This window comes from Tateyamaria sp. (genome assembly GCF_039940735.1).
GTDB lineage: Bacteria > Pseudomonadota > Alphaproteobacteria > Rhodobacterales > Rhodobacteraceae > Tateyamaria.
On record NZ_JBDVGB010000033.1, the window covers coordinates 1 to 19,595 of the forward strand.

At 58.5% G+C, this 19,595-nt stretch carries 15 protein-coding genes; 3 read left to right on the plus strand and 12 right to left on the minus strand.

Annotated elements, in window-relative coordinates; all coding sequences use genetic code 11:
- Nucleotides 1-1,086, minus strand: a 1,086-nt coding sequence (locus ABJF76_RS05900) for an MATE family efflux transporter (RefSeq protein ID WP_413822539.1), incomplete at its 3' end; no start/stop codon positions are given.
- Nucleotides 1,087-1,088: 2 nt separating this feature from the next.
- Nucleotides 1,089-2,321, minus strand: a complete 1,233-nt coding sequence (locus ABJF76_RS05905) for an MFS transporter (protein ID WP_413819907.1) — start codon at nt 2,319-2,321, stop codon at nt 1,089-1,091.
- A 119-nt stretch (nt 2,322-2,440) separates the two neighbouring features.
- Between ABJF76_RS05905 and ABJF76_RS05910 the strand changes: the two genes are divergently transcribed.
- Nucleotides 2,441-2,896, plus strand: a complete 456-nt coding sequence (locus ABJF76_RS05910) for a methylated-DNA--[protein]-cysteine S-methyltransferase (RefSeq protein WP_413819906.1) — start codon at nt 2,441-2,443, stop codon at nt 2,894-2,896.
- Between the two features lie 104 nt (nt 2,897-3,000).
- Here the strand turns inward: ABJF76_RS05910 and ABJF76_RS05915 are convergent, their stop codons facing one another.
- The 5 genes from ABJF76_RS05915 to fsa form a co-directional block, all read right to left on the minus strand.
- Nucleotides 3,001-3,690, minus strand: a complete 690-nt coding sequence (locus ABJF76_RS05915) for a CDP-alcohol phosphatidyltransferase family protein (RefSeq protein WP_413819905.1) — start codon at nt 3,688-3,690, stop codon at nt 3,001-3,003.
- Nucleotides 3,691-3,789: 99 nt separating this feature from the next.
- A complete protein-coding gene (locus tag ABJF76_RS05920) occupies nt 3,790-4,371 on the minus strand; it encodes a cytochrome P460 family protein (protein ID WP_413819904.1) in 582 nt (193 codons plus the stop codon).
- Between the two features lie 112 nt (nt 4,372-4,483).
- A complete protein-coding gene (locus ABJF76_RS05925; protein ID WP_413819903.1) occupies nt 4,484-5,404 on the minus strand; it encodes a tyrosine recombinase XerC in 921 nt (306 codons plus the stop codon).
- Nucleotides 5,401-6,108 carry a DUF484 family protein gene (locus ABJF76_RS05930; protein WP_413819902.1) on the minus strand — a complete coding sequence of 236 codons (708 nt, stop codon included), beginning with the start codon at nt 6,106-6,108 and terminating at the stop codon, nt 5,401-5,403. The genes ABJF76_RS05925 and ABJF76_RS05930 overlap by 4 nt, the downstream gene beginning before the upstream one ends.
- Before the next feature lie 282 nt (nt 6,109-6,390).
- Nucleotides 6,391-7,044, minus strand: a complete 654-nt coding sequence (gene fsa, locus ABJF76_RS05935; RefSeq protein ID WP_413819901.1) for a fructose-6-phosphate aldolase — start codon at nt 7,042-7,044, stop codon at nt 6,391-6,393.
- 92 nt (nt 7,045-7,136) lie between these two features.
- On the opposite strand from fsa, the gene ABJF76_RS05940 reads away from it, so the two are divergent.
- The gene (locus tag ABJF76_RS05940) at nt 7,137-9,329 is read left to right on the plus strand and encodes a primosomal protein N' (RefSeq protein ID WP_413819900.1); all 2,193 of its coding nucleotides are present in this window, start codon (nt 7,137-7,139) and stop codon (nt 9,327-9,329) included.
- Between the two features lie 65 nt (nt 9,330-9,394).
- Here the strand turns inward: ABJF76_RS05940 and ileS are convergent, their stop codons facing one another.
- Nucleotides 9,395-12,316, minus strand: coding sequence for an isoleucine--tRNA ligase (gene ileS / locus ABJF76_RS05945; protein ID WP_413819899.1), 2,922 nt, complete (start codon nt 12,314-12,316; stop codon nt 9,395-9,397).
- A 289-nt stretch (nt 12,317-12,605) separates the two neighbouring features.
- On the opposite strand from ileS, the gene ABJF76_RS05950 reads away from it, so the two are divergent.
- Nucleotides 12,606-13,781 (plus strand): FAD-dependent oxidoreductase, encoded by a 1,176-nt coding sequence (locus ABJF76_RS05950; RefSeq protein ID WP_413819898.1) that lies wholly within the window; start codon nt 12,606-12,608, stop codon nt 13,779-13,781.
- Here ABJF76_RS05950 and ABJF76_RS05955 read toward each other — a convergent pair.
- The 4 genes from ABJF76_RS05955 to ABJF76_RS05970 form a co-directional block, all read right to left on the minus strand.
- Complete coding sequence (locus tag ABJF76_RS05955; protein WP_413819897.1) at nt 13,778-16,471, minus strand: DUF2339 domain-containing protein; 2,694 nt, start codon at nt 16,469-16,471, stop codon at nt 13,778-13,780. The two genes, ABJF76_RS05950 and ABJF76_RS05955, sit on opposite strands and share 4 nt — an antisense overlap.
- Nucleotides 16,472-16,642: 171 nt before the next feature.
- Nucleotides 16,643-17,647 carry a YcjF family protein gene (locus ABJF76_RS05960; RefSeq protein WP_413819896.1) on the minus strand — a complete coding sequence of 335 codons (1,005 nt, stop codon included), beginning with the start codon at nt 17,645-17,647 and terminating at the stop codon, nt 16,643-16,645.
- Nucleotides 17,647-18,096 carry an N-acetyltransferase family protein gene (locus tag ABJF76_RS05965; RefSeq protein WP_413819895.1) on the minus strand — a complete coding sequence of 150 codons (450 nt, stop codon included), beginning with the start codon at nt 18,094-18,096 and terminating at the stop codon, nt 17,647-17,649. The genes ABJF76_RS05960 and ABJF76_RS05965 overlap by 1 nt, the downstream gene beginning before the upstream one ends.
- Entirely contained in the window at nt 18,093-19,505 is a 1,413-nt protein-coding gene (locus tag ABJF76_RS05970; protein ID WP_413819894.1) for a YcjX family protein, read from the minus strand. Before ABJF76_RS05970 ends, ABJF76_RS05965 begins: the two co-directional genes overlap by 4 nt.
- Nucleotides 19,506-19,595 lie beyond the last annotated feature (90 nt).

Here is a 19,595-nt window from a genome sequence, read left to right on the forward strand (position 1 = left end):
AAAGCCCCCCGCCCCCACGGTGGTAAAGGCGCGCAGCACCTCGGCCCCCTGCCCCGTCAGCCCAAAGCCGTCGACAACCAACGGCGTGACGGCCCATAGCAAAGCCCAAGTGACAAGCGTGTAGATGGCGCAAAAAATCAACGCATCGCGATAGGTACTGCGCAACCGGTCATAGTGCCCTGCCCCAAAGTTCTGGCCAAAAATGCCACCAATGGCCCCCGACAGTGCAAAGATGCCTCCAAAGGCCAGAACCGTCAGTCGCCCCACCACGGCCCACGCGGCAACGGCATCATCGCCAAACCGCGCCATAATGATTGTCAGGAAATAGTTGCCCGCAGGCGTCGCCATTTGCGTGGCAATCGCAGGCAGCGCGATGGCCATATAGGGGGCCCATGTGGCGCGCACCCCATCCCAAGTGGGCCGCGCGATCAGGTTGTGCTGATAGGCGGCAAAGAACAGCGCCAGCCCCATGAGGCAAAAGCGGAACAGCACAAGCCCAAGGGCCGCGCCGTCCAGCCCAAGCCCCCACCAAATGATAAAGATTGGGTCAAGCACCATCAGCAAAGCGCCTGAAATCAGCGTGACATACATCGCCTTGGCCCCCAACCCTTCGGCGCGTAAAGTGCCCGATGCCGCAAAGGCCACAGCCATCGGCACAAGTGACGGCACCGTCCACGCAAGGTAGCGTGCAGCCAGCCGCGCCGTTTCCCCAGTTGCCCCGGCAAACGCCACAAGGTCATGGCGCAGCGTCACCACAATCAAAGCCACGAGACCTTGGATCGCACAGGAAATTGCGATTGTTGCTCCGGCTTGGCGGCGAGCGGTATCGGTTTCGCCCTCTCCGATACGACGCGACACCAGGGCGGTGGCGGCGATCATCAACCCCACACCCGAGGACACGGAAAAGAACTGGATCGCATAGGCAAACCCAATGGCCGCCACAAGTTGCGGCTGGCCCAGCTGCGAAATCCACAACAAATTGGCCGCGTCGACCAGAAACACAAAGGTGATGCCAAAGGCCCCTGTTGCCGTCATGCGCACCACATGGCCCATGGTCGACCCAGTCAGGAACCGCCCCTGTGCCATAGTTACTCCGCCGGGGTTGGCAAAATCGCAGCTAGGCGTGTTTCATAACCCGGCACCGGGTGGCGCGGGATCAACAGCGCAAGTGTCAGCGAAACCGCCGCCATACCTGCGGCCAAAAAGAACACGGCCCCGGGTGAGACCAGCCACAACAGTCCCAAAGGCAGTGGCAGGCCGACGGCTGCGATGTGGTTTATAGTAAAGGCCACGGCGGCCGTTGGCGCGATGTCTCCGGGGGCGGCGATTTTCTGGAAGTAGGTCTTAAGGGCCAGCGCCAAACCAAAAAAGATGTGGTCGATCACGTAAAGCGCTGCGGCGACCATCAAACCCCAACCAAGGAAATAGACGCCTCCGTAAGCGAGAAACACCAGCACAAGGCCGCTATATTCAAAGATCAGCGCCTTTTGTTCACCAAAACGCGCAACGACTCTACCAAGGATCGGAGCCACCAAAATGTTGACCACAAGGTTGATCAGGTACAGCGCCGTCAGTTCATGCACTTCAAAGCCGAACTTTTCGACCATCATAAAGCCTGCAAACACCATAAAGATCTGGCGTCGCGCCCCGGCCATAAATTGCAGCGCGTAATAAAGCCAATAGCGGCGACGCAAAACGATGGTTTTGAGTTGGGGGTGCGGCGCTTCGAATTGCGGATAGGCAAGCATGGCAAAAACAGCGACCCCGGCCGTGATGCCGCCGCCCACCATATAAACCGTGTTGTAGGTCAAGCTAAGCGGCTCCCACAGCACCATGATGATGAAATAGACAATAAACGTGGCGCAAGACGCGGCTGACAGCAGCCAGCCCAGCATTTGCGGCGCTTCGGCTTTCGTCAACCATTGCAGTTGCAGCGATTGGTTGACCGTTTCGTAATAGTGATACCCAACCGAGCTGATGAAGGTCAGGATCAAGATGCCGGTCAATTCGGGGAATTGTGCAGTAACAGCCGTGGCAAGGCCAAGCATGATCAGTGAAATAAGCCCCAGCACCTGCTCGCGCATGAACATGATGACCGCGATAACGCCAACAGCCAGAAAGCCGGGAATTTCACGGACCGCATGCAACAGCCCAATGTCGCGCCCATCAAAGTTTGCGGCCTCAACCACAAAGTTGTTCAGTAGCGCCAGCCAAACGGAAAAGGCGATCGGCATCGCAAACGCCATCAGAAACAACAGCGCTTTGGGGCGTCGCCATTTAGGCAAAGTGCCTGAGTCTGCAAGAGGGACAAAGCGGGACATATATGTTGCCTTACGCCTTTTGATGCCTGCTGGCGAGGATTCAAAAAGCACAAGTAAGCGTGTTGGGATGCACAGGTTCCGGGTTGCGTATCGGGCCTAGGGTCAGCCAAGGTTAAATCATGTTACACCGTGATATAGAAACGCAGTTTGGCGCGTTAACTGTGGCCGAAGAAAACGGCGCTATTGTGCGTCTTGACTGGGGGCGTTCAGGGCGCACAGATGAGTCCGATGTACTTGATGCGACCATCGCGCAATTGCGTGCCTACGACAAAGGGACACTGACGGCGTTTGACTTGCCGTTACGCGTGGGGGGCTCTCAGGTGCAACGCGATGTTTGTGCCGCGATGGCGGCGATACCCTTTGGCGACACGGTCACATACGGCGACATCGCCAAACAGCTCGGTATTCCGGCGCAAGTTGTTGGGCAAGCCTGTGGCGGCAATCCGATCCCAGTCATTATTCCGTGCCACCGGGTTATGGGGGCTAAAGGATTAACTGGATTTTCAGGTGCAGGCGGGGTCGAAACAAAAGTCGCCCTGCTGCGCCATGAAAAAGCTGGCGGTTTCCTTATTTAGAACCGGACTTTGGGGCAAAATCCGATTGTTTTTCGTGTCGGAAAACAGGTGCACGGAAACTGTTTCAGTTTCCGCCTCATTTTCGAAACCTGAAGACGGGCGCTTTATCGTTGCGGGAACAGTTGCTGGGCAATCCCGGTGAACACCAGATAGATCGACGTGACAACCAGCCCCCAATGCGCCCAGCTTTCAGGGTGGAAACCCACCCACGCGGCCCAACCGGCAAAGAACGTCCAAGCCAAAGCCATCGGCAGTGTCACACTCCGCCACCGTTCTGTCCGCACCGGGTGGACGAATTTCAGTGGCAAGAACATCGCGACAGCCAGCACACTGACCAAAGTCAAAGACACCCAGAAATTCGGCTCAAGCGCAAAAATCACCAGAACCACCATATTCCAGCACCCCGGAAACCCGGAAAAGGAGTTGTCCTTGGTTTTCATCCGCGTGTCGCAAAAATAAAGCGCCGAGGCAAAGGTGATCAGAATGATTGCAACCCACCCCGTCCAACCATCCATCAGCCCCGACTTAAACAGCGCAAACGCAGGGATAAAAACATAGGTCAGGTAGTCGATGATAAGATCCAACAACACGCCGTCAAATTCGGGTGCATGAGTCTTCACATCAAACTTGCGCGCCAAAGGTCCGTCGATCCCATCGACGAAAAAGGCGACAACCAACCACAAGAACATTAAGTCCCATTTGCCCTCTACAGCCGCCAGCATCGCCAACATGGCAAACACGGCACCCGTAGCGGTCAGCAAGTGGACGTACAGCGCAAGATATCTTTTGGTCATGTCTGTTTCATGCGACATCAGTCACAAGGTTGCAAACGCAAAAAAGGCCGCCCCATCTAGATGGGACGGCCTTCTTTAAACTTAGTCTAAAAGATCAACTTAGTTGCCGAGGCGCACTTCGTGCACAGGGTAACCCAAGCTATCTTGTGCTTCCCAACCAACGTGGCAGTCGTGGCAGAAAGACTGTTTGACTTTCATAACTTTGCCGTTTGGCTGGATGCCGCCATAAAGCCAGCCACCCGCGTCAGGCGCCAGGTCGGTACCGACTTTGATCATGGTGAACAAAGGACCAGGACGCGCCGCTTTTTTCTTCAGCGAAATCGTGATCGATTCTTTGGCAAGGATCGAACCGATCGGCATCACAACGCCTTCTTCTTCGAACTTCAGATATTGCTCTGCAGCGATATCGTTCGCGAAGGTGTTCAGCAGGCGGTTCTGGTGTGCACCAGCAACAGCCGCACGCGTCGCGGTTGGGGCCCAATCACGGTAGTTCGCGGCAATTGCGTCACCTTCTTTGGCATAGCCAGTCGCCATTTTTTCGGACAAGCATTCGTACAGTACGCCGATTTGCTCTTCGGTCAGGTCAAACTGGTCTTCGACTGTGACTGCAGTACAATCTTGGGCGCTTGCTGCACCTGCAGCTACCGTCAGAACGGCGGCCATCGCGAGTTTGCGGATCATGTGTGGTCCCCTAAGTTATCAATCAGAATTTTGCATACGCTGGTATGCTATAATACATCTTTGCACAGCTTTGCAAAAATGACTTGCGATCTATGCGCACTTTTACGTGATTTTAGGCCTTTGGATGGGCTTTGGCGTACACATCCATAAGCCGAACCGTGTCCACGGCCGTGTAGGCCTGTGTCGTGGACAGTGACGCATGGCCCAAAAGCTCCTGAATCGCGCGCAAATCACCACCAGCGTTCAACAAATGCGTGGCAAAGCTGTGGCGCATCGCGTGCGGCGTGGCAGAAGACGGCAGCCCCAACTGCATGCGCGCATTGGACATGACTTTTTGAATGGCGCGCGGCGCTAAGGCACCGCCGCGAATCGCGCGAAACAGCGGGCCATCGTCCGGCAAATCATAAGGACAGGCCGTCACATAGGCATCAACCGCACTGCGCGCCGCATCAATCACCGGCACAATGCGTTCTTTGCCGCCCTTGCCGATAATCCGCACGACCTGTGGCAACGGGGCGTCACGCCCTTGCAGGCCAAGCGCTTCGGATATCCGCAAACCACAGCCCCAAAGCAACGTTAGAACAGCCGTGTCGCGCAATCCCACCCAAGGCTTGTCCGATTGCAACGGCGCAATATCCAGCACATCGCGCGCCGACTCTTCGGAAATTGGGCGCGGCAGCTTCTTGGTAAACTTAGGTGCGCGGGTGGATAGAACGGCTGTGGGTTCAAACCCTTCGCGGACCGCTAGCCACTTGTAAAACGCTTTGACCGCCGACAATTTGCGCGCAAGCGATCGCGGCCCCACCCCGCCAGAGCGCGTGCGTGCCATCCATGCGCGCATGTCCGGCGTCCCGATGCGTGCCAAAGCGCCCAGCCCTTGGGTTTGCCCAGAATGGAGCGTCATAAAGGCCAAAAACTCAGTGATGTCGCCGCAATAGGCCGTAACTGTGTTTTCCGCCGCGCCCTTGATCGCGCTTTGATGGGCCAAAAACCCTTCTAGCGCATCTCGGGCCGCGGCAGAGATTAAGGTCATCCCAGCCAGCGCCGCATCGCGCGTTCAAAAACGCCCGTGAAAAACGCCAGCAAATCAGTGCCTTGCTGCGGGCCAAACATGTGCGGATCTTCGGCGCCCATCACCAACAGGCCCGGCAAACGCCCATCGCCAAAATCAAGTTTGAGACATGCCTCAGAGCGGATCCAATCGCCCTGATCACCGTAAATCGTCGGATCCACATCTTGCACCTGACGCAAAGTGACCTGGCGCACATTGCCACCGCGCCCTTGGGTTAAGTAGCTGTCAATAAAGCCCGGTTCGGCGACGTTCAGCACATCACCAAGGCGTTTAACGGACGGATCGTTGTCGTTTTGCACTGATTCCAACACCAGCTTGACCGCATCAACGCGCAGGATTTCACCCACTTCGCCGGCAAGGTCGCGTAAGAATTGTTCAAATTCCAGCGGGTCGAGCATCCGTAAAATCGCACGGTGCACTTGATTAGTGCCCGCAAGGTTTTCGTAAGCCGCCGCAATCACCGAGCGATGCGTGTCCTCAAGCCGATCAAGGCGCGCCTCAAGGCGTTCCATCGCCAGCCCACGTAAATCAACGATATTGCCGCCCATCGCACGTTCGTTGGCCGCAATCAGGGCATGCATCAAATCCTTGTCGTCCAAAATCACATCGGGACGAGAAATAATCGCCTCACGCAGGGCGTCATCAATCTTGGGTTGGCTGCTCATACCGGTCTCTTATTCGTTTTGCGGGTTCTTAGCACAGGGCAGCATGGAAATCTGCCCTGAAGTTCTAAAAAATCGCTGCATCCACCAAGTTGTTGCGCATTGGCGTCAGGAAAGGGGGGAACCGCCCATGCCTTCTCCCCATGATTGAATTCGAAGAATCACGCATACAAACGTCATGACACAGACACCGCAAACCACCGCTCACGGAGTCCAGTCCGGGCTTTTCCCCCTCGGACCGGATATGTTGCGTGTGTTGCTGCGGCGGGCCGGAAGCTCCTGAGTTTACAGGATATTCTGGCCCGTTTTGGCCCAATCTTTCATGAACTGATCAAGGCCCGCATTTGTCAGCGGGTGCCCGGCCAATTTCTTGATGACTTCTGGCGGTGCCGTGATCACGTCAGCCCCCACCAGCGCGCACTGAGTGATGTGCCCAACTGAACGGATTGAGGCGGCCAAAATCTCGGTTTCAAAGCCATAGTTGTCGTAAATTGTGCGGATATCTTCGATCAAATCCATGCCATCGATGTGGATATCGTCCAAGCGTCCAATGAACGGGGAAATAAACGTCGCCCCTGCTTTCGCCGCCAGCAGCGCTTGGTTGGCGGAAAAACACAACGTGACGTTGACCAATTTGCCTTCGCCCGACAGCACCTTACAGGCTTTCAACCCGTCCCATGTGAGGGGCAGCTTGACGGTGATGTTTTCCGCGATCTCGGCCAGTTTGCGCCCTTCGGCGATCATGGCATCGGATTCAAGGGCAACCACTTCGGCGCTGACGGGCCCTTCGACCAGATCACAAATTTCTTTGGTCACTTCCAAAATGTCACGGCCCGATTTCAAGATCAGCGATGGGTTCGTTGTGACCCCATCAACCATCCCAAGGTCGTTCAGTTCTGCAATGGCGTCGATCTCGGCGGTATCTACAAAGAATTTCATGGCGCGGTCCTCATTGATGGCTTGGCGTTTGCTTAATCAGGCTTTACCTCATGGCGGGTGAAGCGAAAACCCCACATAAACCGATGCGCCCCATGAGCCCCTCGTTTTTCGACGAAGGCGCGCTCGTTGCGGTCATGACAACGCAACCCTTGGACCGTGCGTTAGATTACAAAGCACCCGAAGGGGGCTGCCATTTGGGTGCCTTTGTCGAGGTACCATTGGGTCCACGCAAAGTGTTGGGCGTGGTTTGGGGACCGGGTGCCGGGGATTATGATTACGCCAAGGTGCGCAGTGTCATGCGCGTTTTGGATGTCGCGCCGATGCGCACAGAAATGCGCGATTTCTTGCGCAAGGCCGCCGCCTACACCCTGACGCCGATGCCTGCGATGCTGCGCCTTGCCACCCGCGCACCGGGTTTGGGTGACCCGCCATCGATGCAGAAAATCTATCGCCGCGGCACGGGCGAACCCGATCGCATGACAGATGCGCGCACGCGCGTGTTGGAATTTCTGGCCGAATATGGCGATCTGTCTTTCACCCTCAAGGAATTGGCCGAATTGTCCGGCGTGACTTCGTCGGTCATCAAGGGGCTGGTGAAACACGGTGCCGTTGCCGAACAAGACAGCCCGCGCGATCTGCCCTTCCCCCCGCTTGACCCCTCGCGCCCCAGCAAGGAACTGACCCCAGATCAGGCCAAAGCGGCGGACCATGTGGCAAGCGCTGTGGCGGCGGGCACGTACGGCACCACCTTGCTGCGCGGTGTGACGGGATCAGGCAAGACCGAAGTGTACCTTGAGGCGGTCGCCGCCTGCTTGCGCGCGGGGCGACAGGCCCTTGTGCTGTTGCCAGAGATCGCGCTGACGGCCGAATTCCTAACACGGGTCGAGGTGCGGTTCGGCGCGCGCCCTGCCGAGTGGCATTCTGGTGCGACCATGACCGAACGCCGCCGCATCTGGCGCATGGTTGGCCAAGGCAATGCGCAACTGGTGATCGGTGCGCGCTCGGCTTTGTTTTTGCCGTATCAAAACCTTGGACTAATCGTGGTCGATGAGGAACACGACACGTCCTACAAGCAAGAAGAAGGCGTGTTGTACAACGCCCGCGACATGGCTGTGCTGCGCGCATCGCTGTTGGGCGCGCAGGTGGTGTTGTCGTCTGCCACGCCGTCGCTTGAATCTTGGGCCAATGCGCAAAGCGGTAAGTACACCCGCCTTGATCTGGAATCGCGCTTTGGCCCGGCGGTCATGCCGACCATGAAAGCGCTGGATATGCGCGGCGAAAAACTGCCTTCGGATCGGTGGGTGTCGGATACTCTGAAACGCGAGGTCGACAAACGTCTTGAGGCAGGCGAACAGGCGATGTTGTTTTTGAACCGTCGCGGTTTTGCCCCCATCACGTTATGTCGTGCGTGTGGGCATCAAGTGGGGTGCGATCAATGTGACGCGCGCATGGTGGAACACCGGTTTCTCAAGCGCTTGATGTGCCATCAATGCGGCGAAACAAAGCCGATGCCGACCACCTGCCCGTCCTGCGAGGCCGAAGACCGCATGGCCCCTGTCGGACCCGGCGTCGAACGGTTAGGCGAAGAGGCGGTCATGCTGTTTCCCGATGCCCGCGTCGCCGTGCTGAGTTCGGACATGTACGGATCGGCACGGGCCTTAAAGGCTGAAATCGAAAACATCGCGGCAGGTGGCGCGGACGTTGTGATTGGCACGCAATTGGTCGCCAAAGGGCACAATTTTCCCAACCTCACCTTGGTGGGGGTGATTGATGCGGATCTGGGTCTGCAAGGGTCGGATTTGCGGGCCGCCGAACGCACGTTTCAGCTGATGCGACAGGTGGCGGGGCGTGCGGGACGGGCCGAAAAACCCGGCACGGCGCTGTTGCAGACATTCCAACCCGAACACCCGGTGATACGGGCGATTCTGGCCGGGGATGAGGAAGGGTTTTGGCGTGCCGAGGCGGCAGAACGCGAAGCGGCGGGCGTGCCGCCCTATGGCCGCATGGCCGGGATTATCCTAAGCGGGCCAGATGTGGCGGCTGTGTTTGATGCGGCCAACGCGCTGGCGCGCAACACGGCCCCCCTGACGCGCATAGGCGCACAAGTGTTTGGCCCCGCCCCTGCCCCCATCGCGCGTGTGCGGGGGCGTCATCGGGTGCGCTTGCTGGTCAAAGCGGGCAAGGGCGTCGCGTTGCAAAACGCAATTGCGCACTGGATCAAGCCGCTGCGGCTTAAAGGTGATCTGCGGCTCGCTGTCGATATCGACCCGCAGAACTTTTACTAAGCAATGGTGCACGACACGTGCACCTTACTTAACGCCCGACAGTAAGGCGGAGGTGTCCTCCGCCTTTAACCCAACGCCGCGGCGCAACGCCCACAGACACCTGAATGGCTGTGCGTGCCCACATCTGGCAACACTTTCCAGCAGCGCTCGCATTTGCCGCCTTGGGCCTTTTCAAACACCACTGCGATGCCCGCCACATCTGGCAATTGGAATGCACCCTCAGGGGCCGCATCGGTCGTTACCGAAATGACGGACGTGATACAGATGTCATCGAAAGGCACTGAACCAAGCACCTCGGCCAACGCGCCGTCTTCGACATAGACGACAGGACCCGCCTCAAGTGACGCCCCAATCACCTTGTCGGTACGTTGCACTTCCAAAGCTGCCGTCACAACACGGCGCGCAGCGCGAATGCCGGCCCATTTTGACGCCAGCGCATCGTTGCGCCATTCAGCAGGTGTGTCGGGCATGTCAGTCAGGTGCACCGAGCTGTCTTCACCAGGATTTCGCTCAAGCCAGACTTCCTCCATCGTAAAGACCAGCACAGGCGCAAGCCATGTGGTCAAACGGTGGAACAGGATATCAAGCACCGTGCGCGCAGACCGGCGTTGCAACGTGTCGCCGTCGCAATACAGCGCATCCTTGCGCACATCGAAATAGAACGACGACAGATCGACCGTGGCAAAGTTAAACACCGCCGACACCACGCGTTGGAAATCAAAGGCTGCATAGCCTTCGCGCACAGTTTGATCCAACTCTGCCAAGCGGTGCAGCACCAGTTGTTCAAGCTCTGGCATGTCCTCGGGCGCGACCCGGTCGTTTTCCGTAAAGTCCGCCAAAGACCCCAGCATATACCGCATCGTATTGCGCAAACGGCGATAGCTGTCGGCCACACCTTTCAGGATTTCAGGCCCGATACGCTGATCAGCGGTATAATCCGCCTGCGCCACCCAAAGGCGCAGAATATCTGCGCCGTACTGTTCGATCACTTTTTCCGGCACGATGGTATTGCCGATGGATTTGGACATCTTCATGCCCTTGGCATCCAGCGTGAACCCGTGCGTCACTACATTACGGTACGGCGCCCGTCCGGTGGTGCCGACTGATTGCAAAAGCGAGGAATGGAACCAACCGCGGTGCTGATCCGTGCCTTCCATATAGACATCGGCGATCCCGTCTTCGGACCCGTCTTCGCGGTCCCGCAAGGTGAACGCGTGGGTCGATCCGGAATCAAACCACACATCCAGAATGTCCACGACCTGCTCGTAATCATCCGGGTTCACAACGCCTTCAAGAAAGCGCTGCTTGGCGTCCTCATCATACCATGCATCCGCGCCTTCGGCCTCAAACGCGCTGGTGATGCGGCGGTTGACCTGTGGATTGCGTAGCAAGAAATCATCATCCGTGGGCAGCGCGCCTTTCTTGGTAAAGCACGTCAGCGGCACGCCCCATGCACGTTGACGGGACAAGACCCAATCCGGGCGTGCCTCCATCATCGAATGCAGGCGGTTGCGGCCCGATTTGGGTGTCCAATTGACGTTGTCGATCTCGGTCAAGGCACGTTCACGGATAGTCTTGCCATGGGTGTCCAAACCGTCGCCCACGGGCTTGTCGATGGCGGCAAACCACTGCGGCGTGTTGCGATAGATCACCGGCGCTTTGGAGCGCCACGAATGCGGATAGCTGTGCTTGATCTTGCCACGCGCGAGCAGCCCGCCGACTTCGGCCAGTTTGTCGATCACGGCAGCGTTGGCATTGCCCTCTTTGCCATTGGGCTTCAGGATCGCCTTGCCGCCAAAGAACGGCAGATCATCGCGAAAGCGCCCGTCGGGGTTCACGTTGTAGGTGATGACTTTTTCGAGCATGCCAAGGTCGCGGTACAGTTCGTATTCCTCAAGACCGTGGCTGGGCGCACAGTGCACGAAACCTGTGCCTTCGGTGTCGGTGACAAAGTCAGCCGCGCGGAAATCGCGGATGTCGTCCCATTCACCGTTGCCATCTGTCGCACCGGCAAGGGGGTGGGTCAGCGTGATCTTGGCCAAATCATCGTTCGAAACATCGCTCACACGTTTCCACATGCCATCTTCAAGCCGCGCGCGACCCATGACGTCTGCCGCCAAGTTGTCGGCAAGAATAAACCGTTCGCCCACATCGGCCCAGCATTCCTCAGGGCGGCCCGTGACTTCGTAAAGGCCATAGGAAATATTCTCGCCGTAAACGACTGCCTTGTTGGATGGCATCGTCCAAGGGGTCGTCGTCCAGATCACCACTTTGGCACTGTCCAACGAAGCATCGCCCGTGCCGACAACCTGAAACTTCACCCAAACCGTAAAGCTGTCCTTATCGTGGTATTCAACTTCGGCCTCGGCCAATGCCGTCTGCTCAACAGGGCTCCACATCACAGGCTTAGACCCCTGATATAGCGTGCCGTTCATCAGGAACTTCATGAACTCTTCGGCAATCACACGTTCTGCGTGGAAATCCATGGTCAGGTACGGCTGATCCCAATTGCCCTGCACACCCAAACGCTTGAACTCGTTGCGTTGAATATCAACCCAGCCGGCCGCAAACTCACGACACTCGGCCCGGAATTCGTTGATCGGCACGTCGTCCTTGTTGCGGCCCTTCTTGCGGTACTGTTCCTCGATCTTCCACTCGATGGGCAAACCGTGACAATCCCAACCCGGGATGTAGCGCGCATCGCGCCCCATCATCTGATGCGAACGCACGATCATATCCTTGATCGTTTTGTTCAGCGCGTGACCGATATGCAAATGCCCGTTGGCATAGGGCGGTCCATCGTGCAGCGTAAACGGCGCACGCGCACCCTCAGCCGCAACGGCCTTTTCGCGCAAACGATCATACACCCCAATACGCGCCCAGCGCTCCAGCCACTGGGGCTCGCGCTTGGGCAGGCCTGCGCGCATTGGGAAATCGGTCTTGGGCAAGTTTAGTGTGGTTTTATACTCGGGCGTGTCGGCGCACATGGGTGGCGTCCTTCATAGGTCATTTAAAGCGAGGAATGGCATGGGCGGTGCGATAAGCTCAAGCACCTTTGTCCGGCGTCTCTTTAGAGCGCCGGGGACATAATTCGTACATTGCGGATCACATACAACATGCGCGACTTATAAAACGCGCGCGGCGGGCTCTACAAGACCCCTAAAAATGATGTGCACCGCGAGGTGCTCCTTTGGATCAAACCACCTCACGTTCGAATGCCCTATGGCCCCCGTGGCACAAACCAGTATTCTCAGGGTTCAAACAAAGGGAACACGGATGAAAATTGCCATCGCAGGAGCTGGTATTGGTGGGTTGGCCACCGCCATTTTGCTTAGACAGAACGGCGCGGATGTCACGCTGTTTGATCAGTTCTTGGCCCCTGAACCCGTCGGTTCGGGGCTGGTCATCCAACCCGTAGGGCAAGCCGTTCTAAAGGTTTGCGGCGTTCTGGACGAAACCATCGCGACGGGCAATCTCGTGCACCGGATGTTGGGCCACGAGGGCGACAGCGGGCGCCGGGTGCTTGATGTGTGGTATGACCGCGCAAACGGCCAGCGCAAAGGCCTTGCCCTGCATAGAAATGCGCTGTTTCAGGCTTTGTGGGACAGCGCCATTGCCAGCGGAACAAAGGTTCGGACCGGCGCACAGGTGACGCAGGCCCATGCCGGGGTTTTGACCCTTGCGGATGGCACCATGACAGAACCGTTTGACCTGATTGTCGATGCCTTGGGCGCGCATTCGCCCCTATCGCCAATGTCGGCCACAGACCTGCCCTACGGCGCGCTTTGGGCCAATGTGGATTGGCCCGAGGCGAGCAAACTACCAAAAGACGAGCTGCGTCAAACCTACCGCAAGGCCTCTAACATGGTGGGGATTTTGCCGATTGGCACCCCGCCGGGGCAGGAAAAACCAATGGCCGCAATCTTTTGGTCGTTGCCTCAGGGGGGCTATGACGCGTGGCGCACGGGCGGGCTTGCAGCATGGCAGGATCAAGCAGCCAGCCTCTGGCCCGCCTTTGCTGACTTCGCCGCGCAAATCACCGACCCAGATCAGCTGACCATGGCGCGCTATGCCCACGGCACGCTGGCAACACCCTATGCAGATCGGATCGCCCATATCGGGGACGCGGCCCACCGCGCCAGCCCACAGCTGGGACAAGGTGCTAACATGGCGCTTTTGGATGCCTATGCGCTAGCACGTGCACTCAAAGCCCACCCCGTCGCACAGGCCCTGCCCGCCTTTGCCAAAGCTCGCCGCTGGCACGTGCGAACGTATCAAGCAATGAGCTGGGCTTTCACCCCGCAGTACCAATCAGACAGCCGCTGGTTGCCGGTTTTGCGAGATCGCCTGCTGTTTCCAGCCTCGATGATCCCACCTGTCCCGCGCCTGCTGACCCATCTGGTCTGCGGCACGGTTCTGCCCGCCTTCCCGCGCGGTGATCCGCTGCGTTAGGTGTCGTCATAACGGGTCTGCGCCCAACGGTTCAGCCACGCCAATGCCGCCAAAGACAGGCCCAGCACCACCAGTGAAAGCACGCGTGTCAGCCCCTCAAGGTCCGAAATATCGATCAAGAACACCTTGGCGACCGCCAACCCAATGACCACCAACCCCGCGCGGCGCAGCACCGTCGAAGCCCGCGCCAGTGATTGGTAAAACAACCCAGCCCCCACCACCAAAAGCGCCACGGTATAGCTGTAAAGCTCGGGTTGTAGGAAACCATGGTCCAATGTCATCCCAGCCGCGCCTTGCCAGATATGGCGCAACGCCGCAAAACCCCAAACCGCAGCCAGGGCGATAGAAACGCCAAAAAACCCAAGCCGCAACAAACGGGTCCGCAAGCGCCATGCCCCCAACGCCAGCACCCCGGCAGGCAGCAAATAGGCCACAAGCAAGGTGTTCAACAACGCAGGCCCCGCCACGTCTCCGCCCCAGTCGGTCACCAAAGGCGACAACACCGTCAGCCCCAACAGCAAAGCACCCAAACCGGTAAAACCAAAGACCACAGCCAAAAGTGCGCGCACAAGGCTCAGCACGCCTGTCAGGGATTCCAACCGCAACAGTTGCGCCATCATCAACCCCAACCAGATCGTCGCATAAAGGCCCATCGCCCAATGGGTCGCATTGTTGTCAGCGCCCGTCACGTTTTCCAGCAAGCGGAACAACAACACCGAAATCAAAGTACCCCCCGTCGACCACGCACCAGTATCCAGCATCACCTGCGCTGTTGTGCGCTGCTTGCGCTGCAATGCCCAAAGAGACGCGACAAAGGCCGCCAACGCACCCCCATAGGCCAGCAGGATTTCCCACACCGGGGCAACCAACGCCCATTCCAACCCCGGATCCGCGATCAACCGCGCCCCGACGGCCACCACGCCAACGACGACCACGATCTGCATCAGTGGCAAATCAAACCGTCGATCTAAAAGGGCAGCCGCCAGCACCGTGATTGCCAGCGCAACCGTCAAGGCTGACAAGGACAGCACCAACACCATCGCGAAACTGATCGACGCAAGGGCCGATAGGACAAACAGCGACATCCGCGTTTTGTTTGCCCCGTCTATGCGCGCAAATCGCACAGCAAGGCCCACCATCACCACCGCCATCGCCATCGCGTGCAGCGCCCAAGGATAGGCCCCGATCACCAGCGCAGGCTGCCAAGTGACTTCAAGCGCGATCGCCATGGCCGGCGCGATCAAAGCTGCCCCTAAAGCCCAAACCAATCCAAGGCCGGGACGCAACGCGCGCCCCGCAGCCAGCAAACTTAGGCCCAAACCGATGGCCCACAGGGTCGTGACCTGTGTTGGAAAAGCTGCCTCGATATTTTCGCTGTAGGTGGCGGCAAAATCACGCACAACACCACCGCGCTCTGTGCCCTCGATCGCGACAACGGCCACAGCACCAAGGATCGGCAAAGCAGCCGCATCCTGTAAAGCCGGGCCAGAGGTTGACCACACGGTTAATAAGACCGCCAAAAGGGCCAACAACACAACTGACGGCCAAAACATCTCGATCCAGTTGGGTGCTGCAAACACCAAAGCAGCAACTGCCGCCGCGACGGCACTGCCCGCCAGCACAGTTGGAAACGCGGGGCGCGGGCCTGCGGCGTTCATCGCCCATTCACTGATCAGCACACCGTTATGATCAGGCAGGATTGACCGTGCGGGCACAACAATTGCCAAGATAGCAAGCGCACCTGCGTACCCCATGAACCCAAGCAACAATTCCATGCTGCTACCCAGCACGGTCAACCAACCCATCAAAAAGCCCAAAGCAACGCTAAGCACGGACACCCACCCCCAGCGCCGCCACGTATCAACACCAAGACCAACGGCCGTCACGATTGCAAAATACAGATACAGCCAGTTGGTCGCAGGCACGGAACTGCCCACAAGCATCGGGGCCACAAACGCGCCGATGACACCCACGGCAGTCAAAAGCGGGCCATGCATCCAGCCTAAAACAACGCCCAGCAAACCGACTGCGGCCATGCCAACAAAAGCGACCTCGACCCCGATCAGATCATAAAGCAGGCGCGCGGCGACCACGCCACCGAACAGGGACACAAGGCCTGCTCCGGAAAAGACGGACGGCAAATAGGCCGTCGCAGCATCCGGTCCATCGCCATAGCGCCGCCGGATCCATTCGCCCGCGCCAATCAATGCGCCGCCAAAGCCCATGGCAGCCAAAACGCGGGCTGCGGGTGGCAGTAGCCCGTTTTCGACACCGTATTGCACCAAAAACAGACCGGCGAGCGCCAGCGACAAGGCCGAAACGACGTAAAACCAATTGGCCGCAGCCCACGCAATGACAAGGGTGGCGCGACTTGGTCCGGTCGGTTCTTTGATAATCGTTTCTTGCGCCGGGGCGGTACGGGCAGTGACCGGCTGTGGTTTTGGAGCTTTCGCAGCTTCAGGCGCGGCATCCGGGGTCGTCGCCTGCGGTTTAACACGTGGTAGTGCAGATTGAACCGCGACGTCGGGGGCAATTTTGCTTGAGGTGCCTTGGGTGTCGGCCAGCTGCGCAATCTTGCGTTCAAGCTGCACAACGCGCGCGCGCAGGCCCGATTGAGATACCAATAAATACACGACGGCTATGGGAACGGCCAAGACCACGAGGCCCAGCAACACCAAAATCGCTTCCATAATCCACTCCTTGCACTGCCCGCAAAATAGGGGCGGTCTTCTTTGCGAAAAAGGCGGGGTATTCCAGACCTTTACAGGATGCGCATGCCGACAGTCGGAATCGAAAACCGCACCAAAACGCACTTAGTCCGTTGTTTTTGAATTCGAATTTCAATCACAACATGTATGCCACTAACCATCCGTCTTTCCGGCCACAAACAACCCACCCAATGCCTGTTTTACCAAATGACGCGCTTTGGGGCGTTGTCCGGCCTGAAAAGCCAGCGGGCGGCACACTTCCATTGCGGCCACGCCAACCCGTGCAGTCAGCGCACCGTTCACCAGACCTTCTCCGAAGCGGCGAGATATTTTGCCCAGAATTGAGCCACCCAAAATCGGTTCCAACATGTCGTCCCCAACGGCAACGGCCCCGGTCGCAACAAGGTGTGTCATCACCGCGCGTGTCAGCCGCCAACTGCCCAGCACCCCGCCACGCCCGCCGTAAATTTCGGCGACGCGACGGATCATCCGTAAGTTCGAAGTCAGGGCCGCCACAACATCAGCCAGCGCCAAAGGCACCAAAGCAGTGACTGTAGCAACTTGGCGTGCGGCGGCGGCAACTTCGCGTTCGGCGGCTCGATCCAGCGAAGACAGCAGCGTGTCATCAGCCAAAGCGATCAAGCCGGCCGCATCCATCTGATCGCCGCGCAGTTCAGCCAACCGCGTCAGGCCCCAATCGGTGTCAGCGCGGCCGCGGTACAGGGTCACCAGCTTGTCCACAACGCGGCGCGCCGCACCAAGATCGTGGGTTTCCAGCGCCTGTGATGCCGCATGTCGCAAGCCATCAACGCGGGCCAAGCGATTCAAAGCGGCCAGTTCGCGCACTGCGATTGTCAGCAAAACAAGCACAAAGAGCGCAATCAGCCCCGCCACCGCCCAGCCTACAATCGGCGTGCGTTCAATCCAGCCGGTGACAAAATCCCACGCAGCCGTGCTGATGATCGCACCAAGCAACGCACCCGTCACGGCCCAAAACAGCCGCGCGATCCGTGATGGTTTGCCCGCCATGGTCTTTGCCGCCATTTGCATCGCAACACCGGTTGGTGCGGGCACGTCGGTGTCAGGCACAGGCGGGGCTTCGGCCACAGGGGGTGGGGCTGTGTCGTCAAGTTCGATCAAAACAGGGCCTTTGGCCATCACGCAGTCTCCCTTTGCCATTCAAAGCGGATGTCCGGCAGGCCTTCGTCGTTGCGGGCACCGTCTGTGTGTTCTTTTTGGGCAAAGCCGTGGCGGGTATAAAAGGTCTGCGCCCGGGTGTTGGCCTGAAAGGTCCACAAGGTCAGCTGATCGGTTTGCGCCATTGCCGCCTGCAACAAGGCCGCGCCGATGCCCTTGCCGCGCGGTGCCTCTGCCACGTAAAGCGCGTGCAGTTCTGTGCCTGCTTGGGCGGAAAACCCTGCGACTTGTGCATCAGCCTCGGCCACCGTCACCCATCCACGATCGATCATATTCGCTGCAAAACCAATATCTTCGGCCCGAGTGTGAATGCGTGGCATCCAAGGGGTTGTATCGATGAATTCGGACAGTATCGCGCCCACTTTGCCCGCGTCCGTGCTGCGAGCTGCGCGCAAGACGAGCGCAGTCATAACTTGTCACCGATCAGAAACTGTGCGGCCCGATCCATGCGCATGTGCGGCGGCCCGTCCCCCGGCCGCAGTGTCAGAGGCGCTGGGGCAAAGTGCATCACTTGGTAATCCTCGTCCAACCACTTGTCTGCACCACCCTTGGCGGCGGACAAGATATGCGCGGGATCATCAGGAAGCGCGCCGGGATAAAAAGCAGCCTGTTTGCCCGTATCAAGCAAGGTGCCGCGCACCACGTCAAGCGGCGCGCCCGCGTGGGTCATCGTGTCTTCGGTCGTGGCTCGTAGCGAGGCCAGCGCCAGTGCTTCGGTTTCGGCCCCTGCAAAACGCGCATGGTCGCGGGCTTCGCGTGTCAGGGCCGCCATAATTGCGGTCAAACGACCATGTTGCGCGTGGTGCAAATGGTCGGCTTTGGTGGCCGCAAACAGGATTTTTTCCACCCGCTTGCCTCGAAACAGCTTTGTCAGGAAGGCATTACGCCCCGGTTTGAACGCCCCAAGTATGTCGGTCATCGCGCCGCGCATGTCTTCAACGGCCGCAGGTCCATTGTGGATCGCGCCCAGCGCATCGACCAGCACGACTTGGCGGTCGATGCGCGAAAAATGGTCGCGAAAGAAAGGGCGTACGACTTGGGCCTTATAGGCCTCAAAGCGGCGGATCATTTCCCGGCGCAAGGACCGGCGCGGATCATCGCCCGCGGCCAAAGGTGCGAAAGTCAAAACAGGGCTTCCGGCCAGATCACCGGGCAACAGGAAACGCCCCGGCGTGCAATCATAAAACCCTGCACCGCGCGCCGCGTTCAAATAGTCGGTAAAAGTCTGCGACAAGGTTTTCGCCTGGACTTCGTCCAGTCGTGCAGCACCGTCGGTGTCTGTGGCCAGCGCAAGATATGCAGCACCGACCGAACGGGTTTCTAGCCGCTTGAGGGTGGCGGCGGACCATTCTTCATAGGTTTGATCCATCAACCCCAAATCAAGCAACCATTCGCCGGGATAATCAATGATATCAAGGTGGATGGTCCGTGGCCCCTGTAAGCCCGCCAACAAACCATTTGGTTTGACCCGCAAAGACACCCGCAATTCGCTGACCGCGCGAGTGCTTTCCGGCCAGCGCGGCGGCGTGCCCGTCAGCGCGCCCATATGCGTTTCAAAGTCAAACCGCGGCACCGTGTCATCAGGTTGCGTTTGCAGATAGGCCGCAGCAATGCGCCCTTCGCTGGCGGCCAAAAGATGCGGCATTCGCCCCCGATCCAGCAGGTTTGCGACAAGCGATGTGATGAACACCGTCTTGCCCGATCGCGCAAGCCCGGTAACGCCCAACCGAATGGTTGGTGTGCCCACAAGATCAGAACCAGTGTCATAGATGCCTTGTGCGACATCCAAAACACTGTCGGCAATTGTCGTCAGAACCACGTGGCGTTCTCCTTTGGGCTTGCGTGCCAACATAGGGTGTCAAACGTCATATCGCCAGTGGTGGGATCGGGTGCGGGCGCGCCCCTCTTT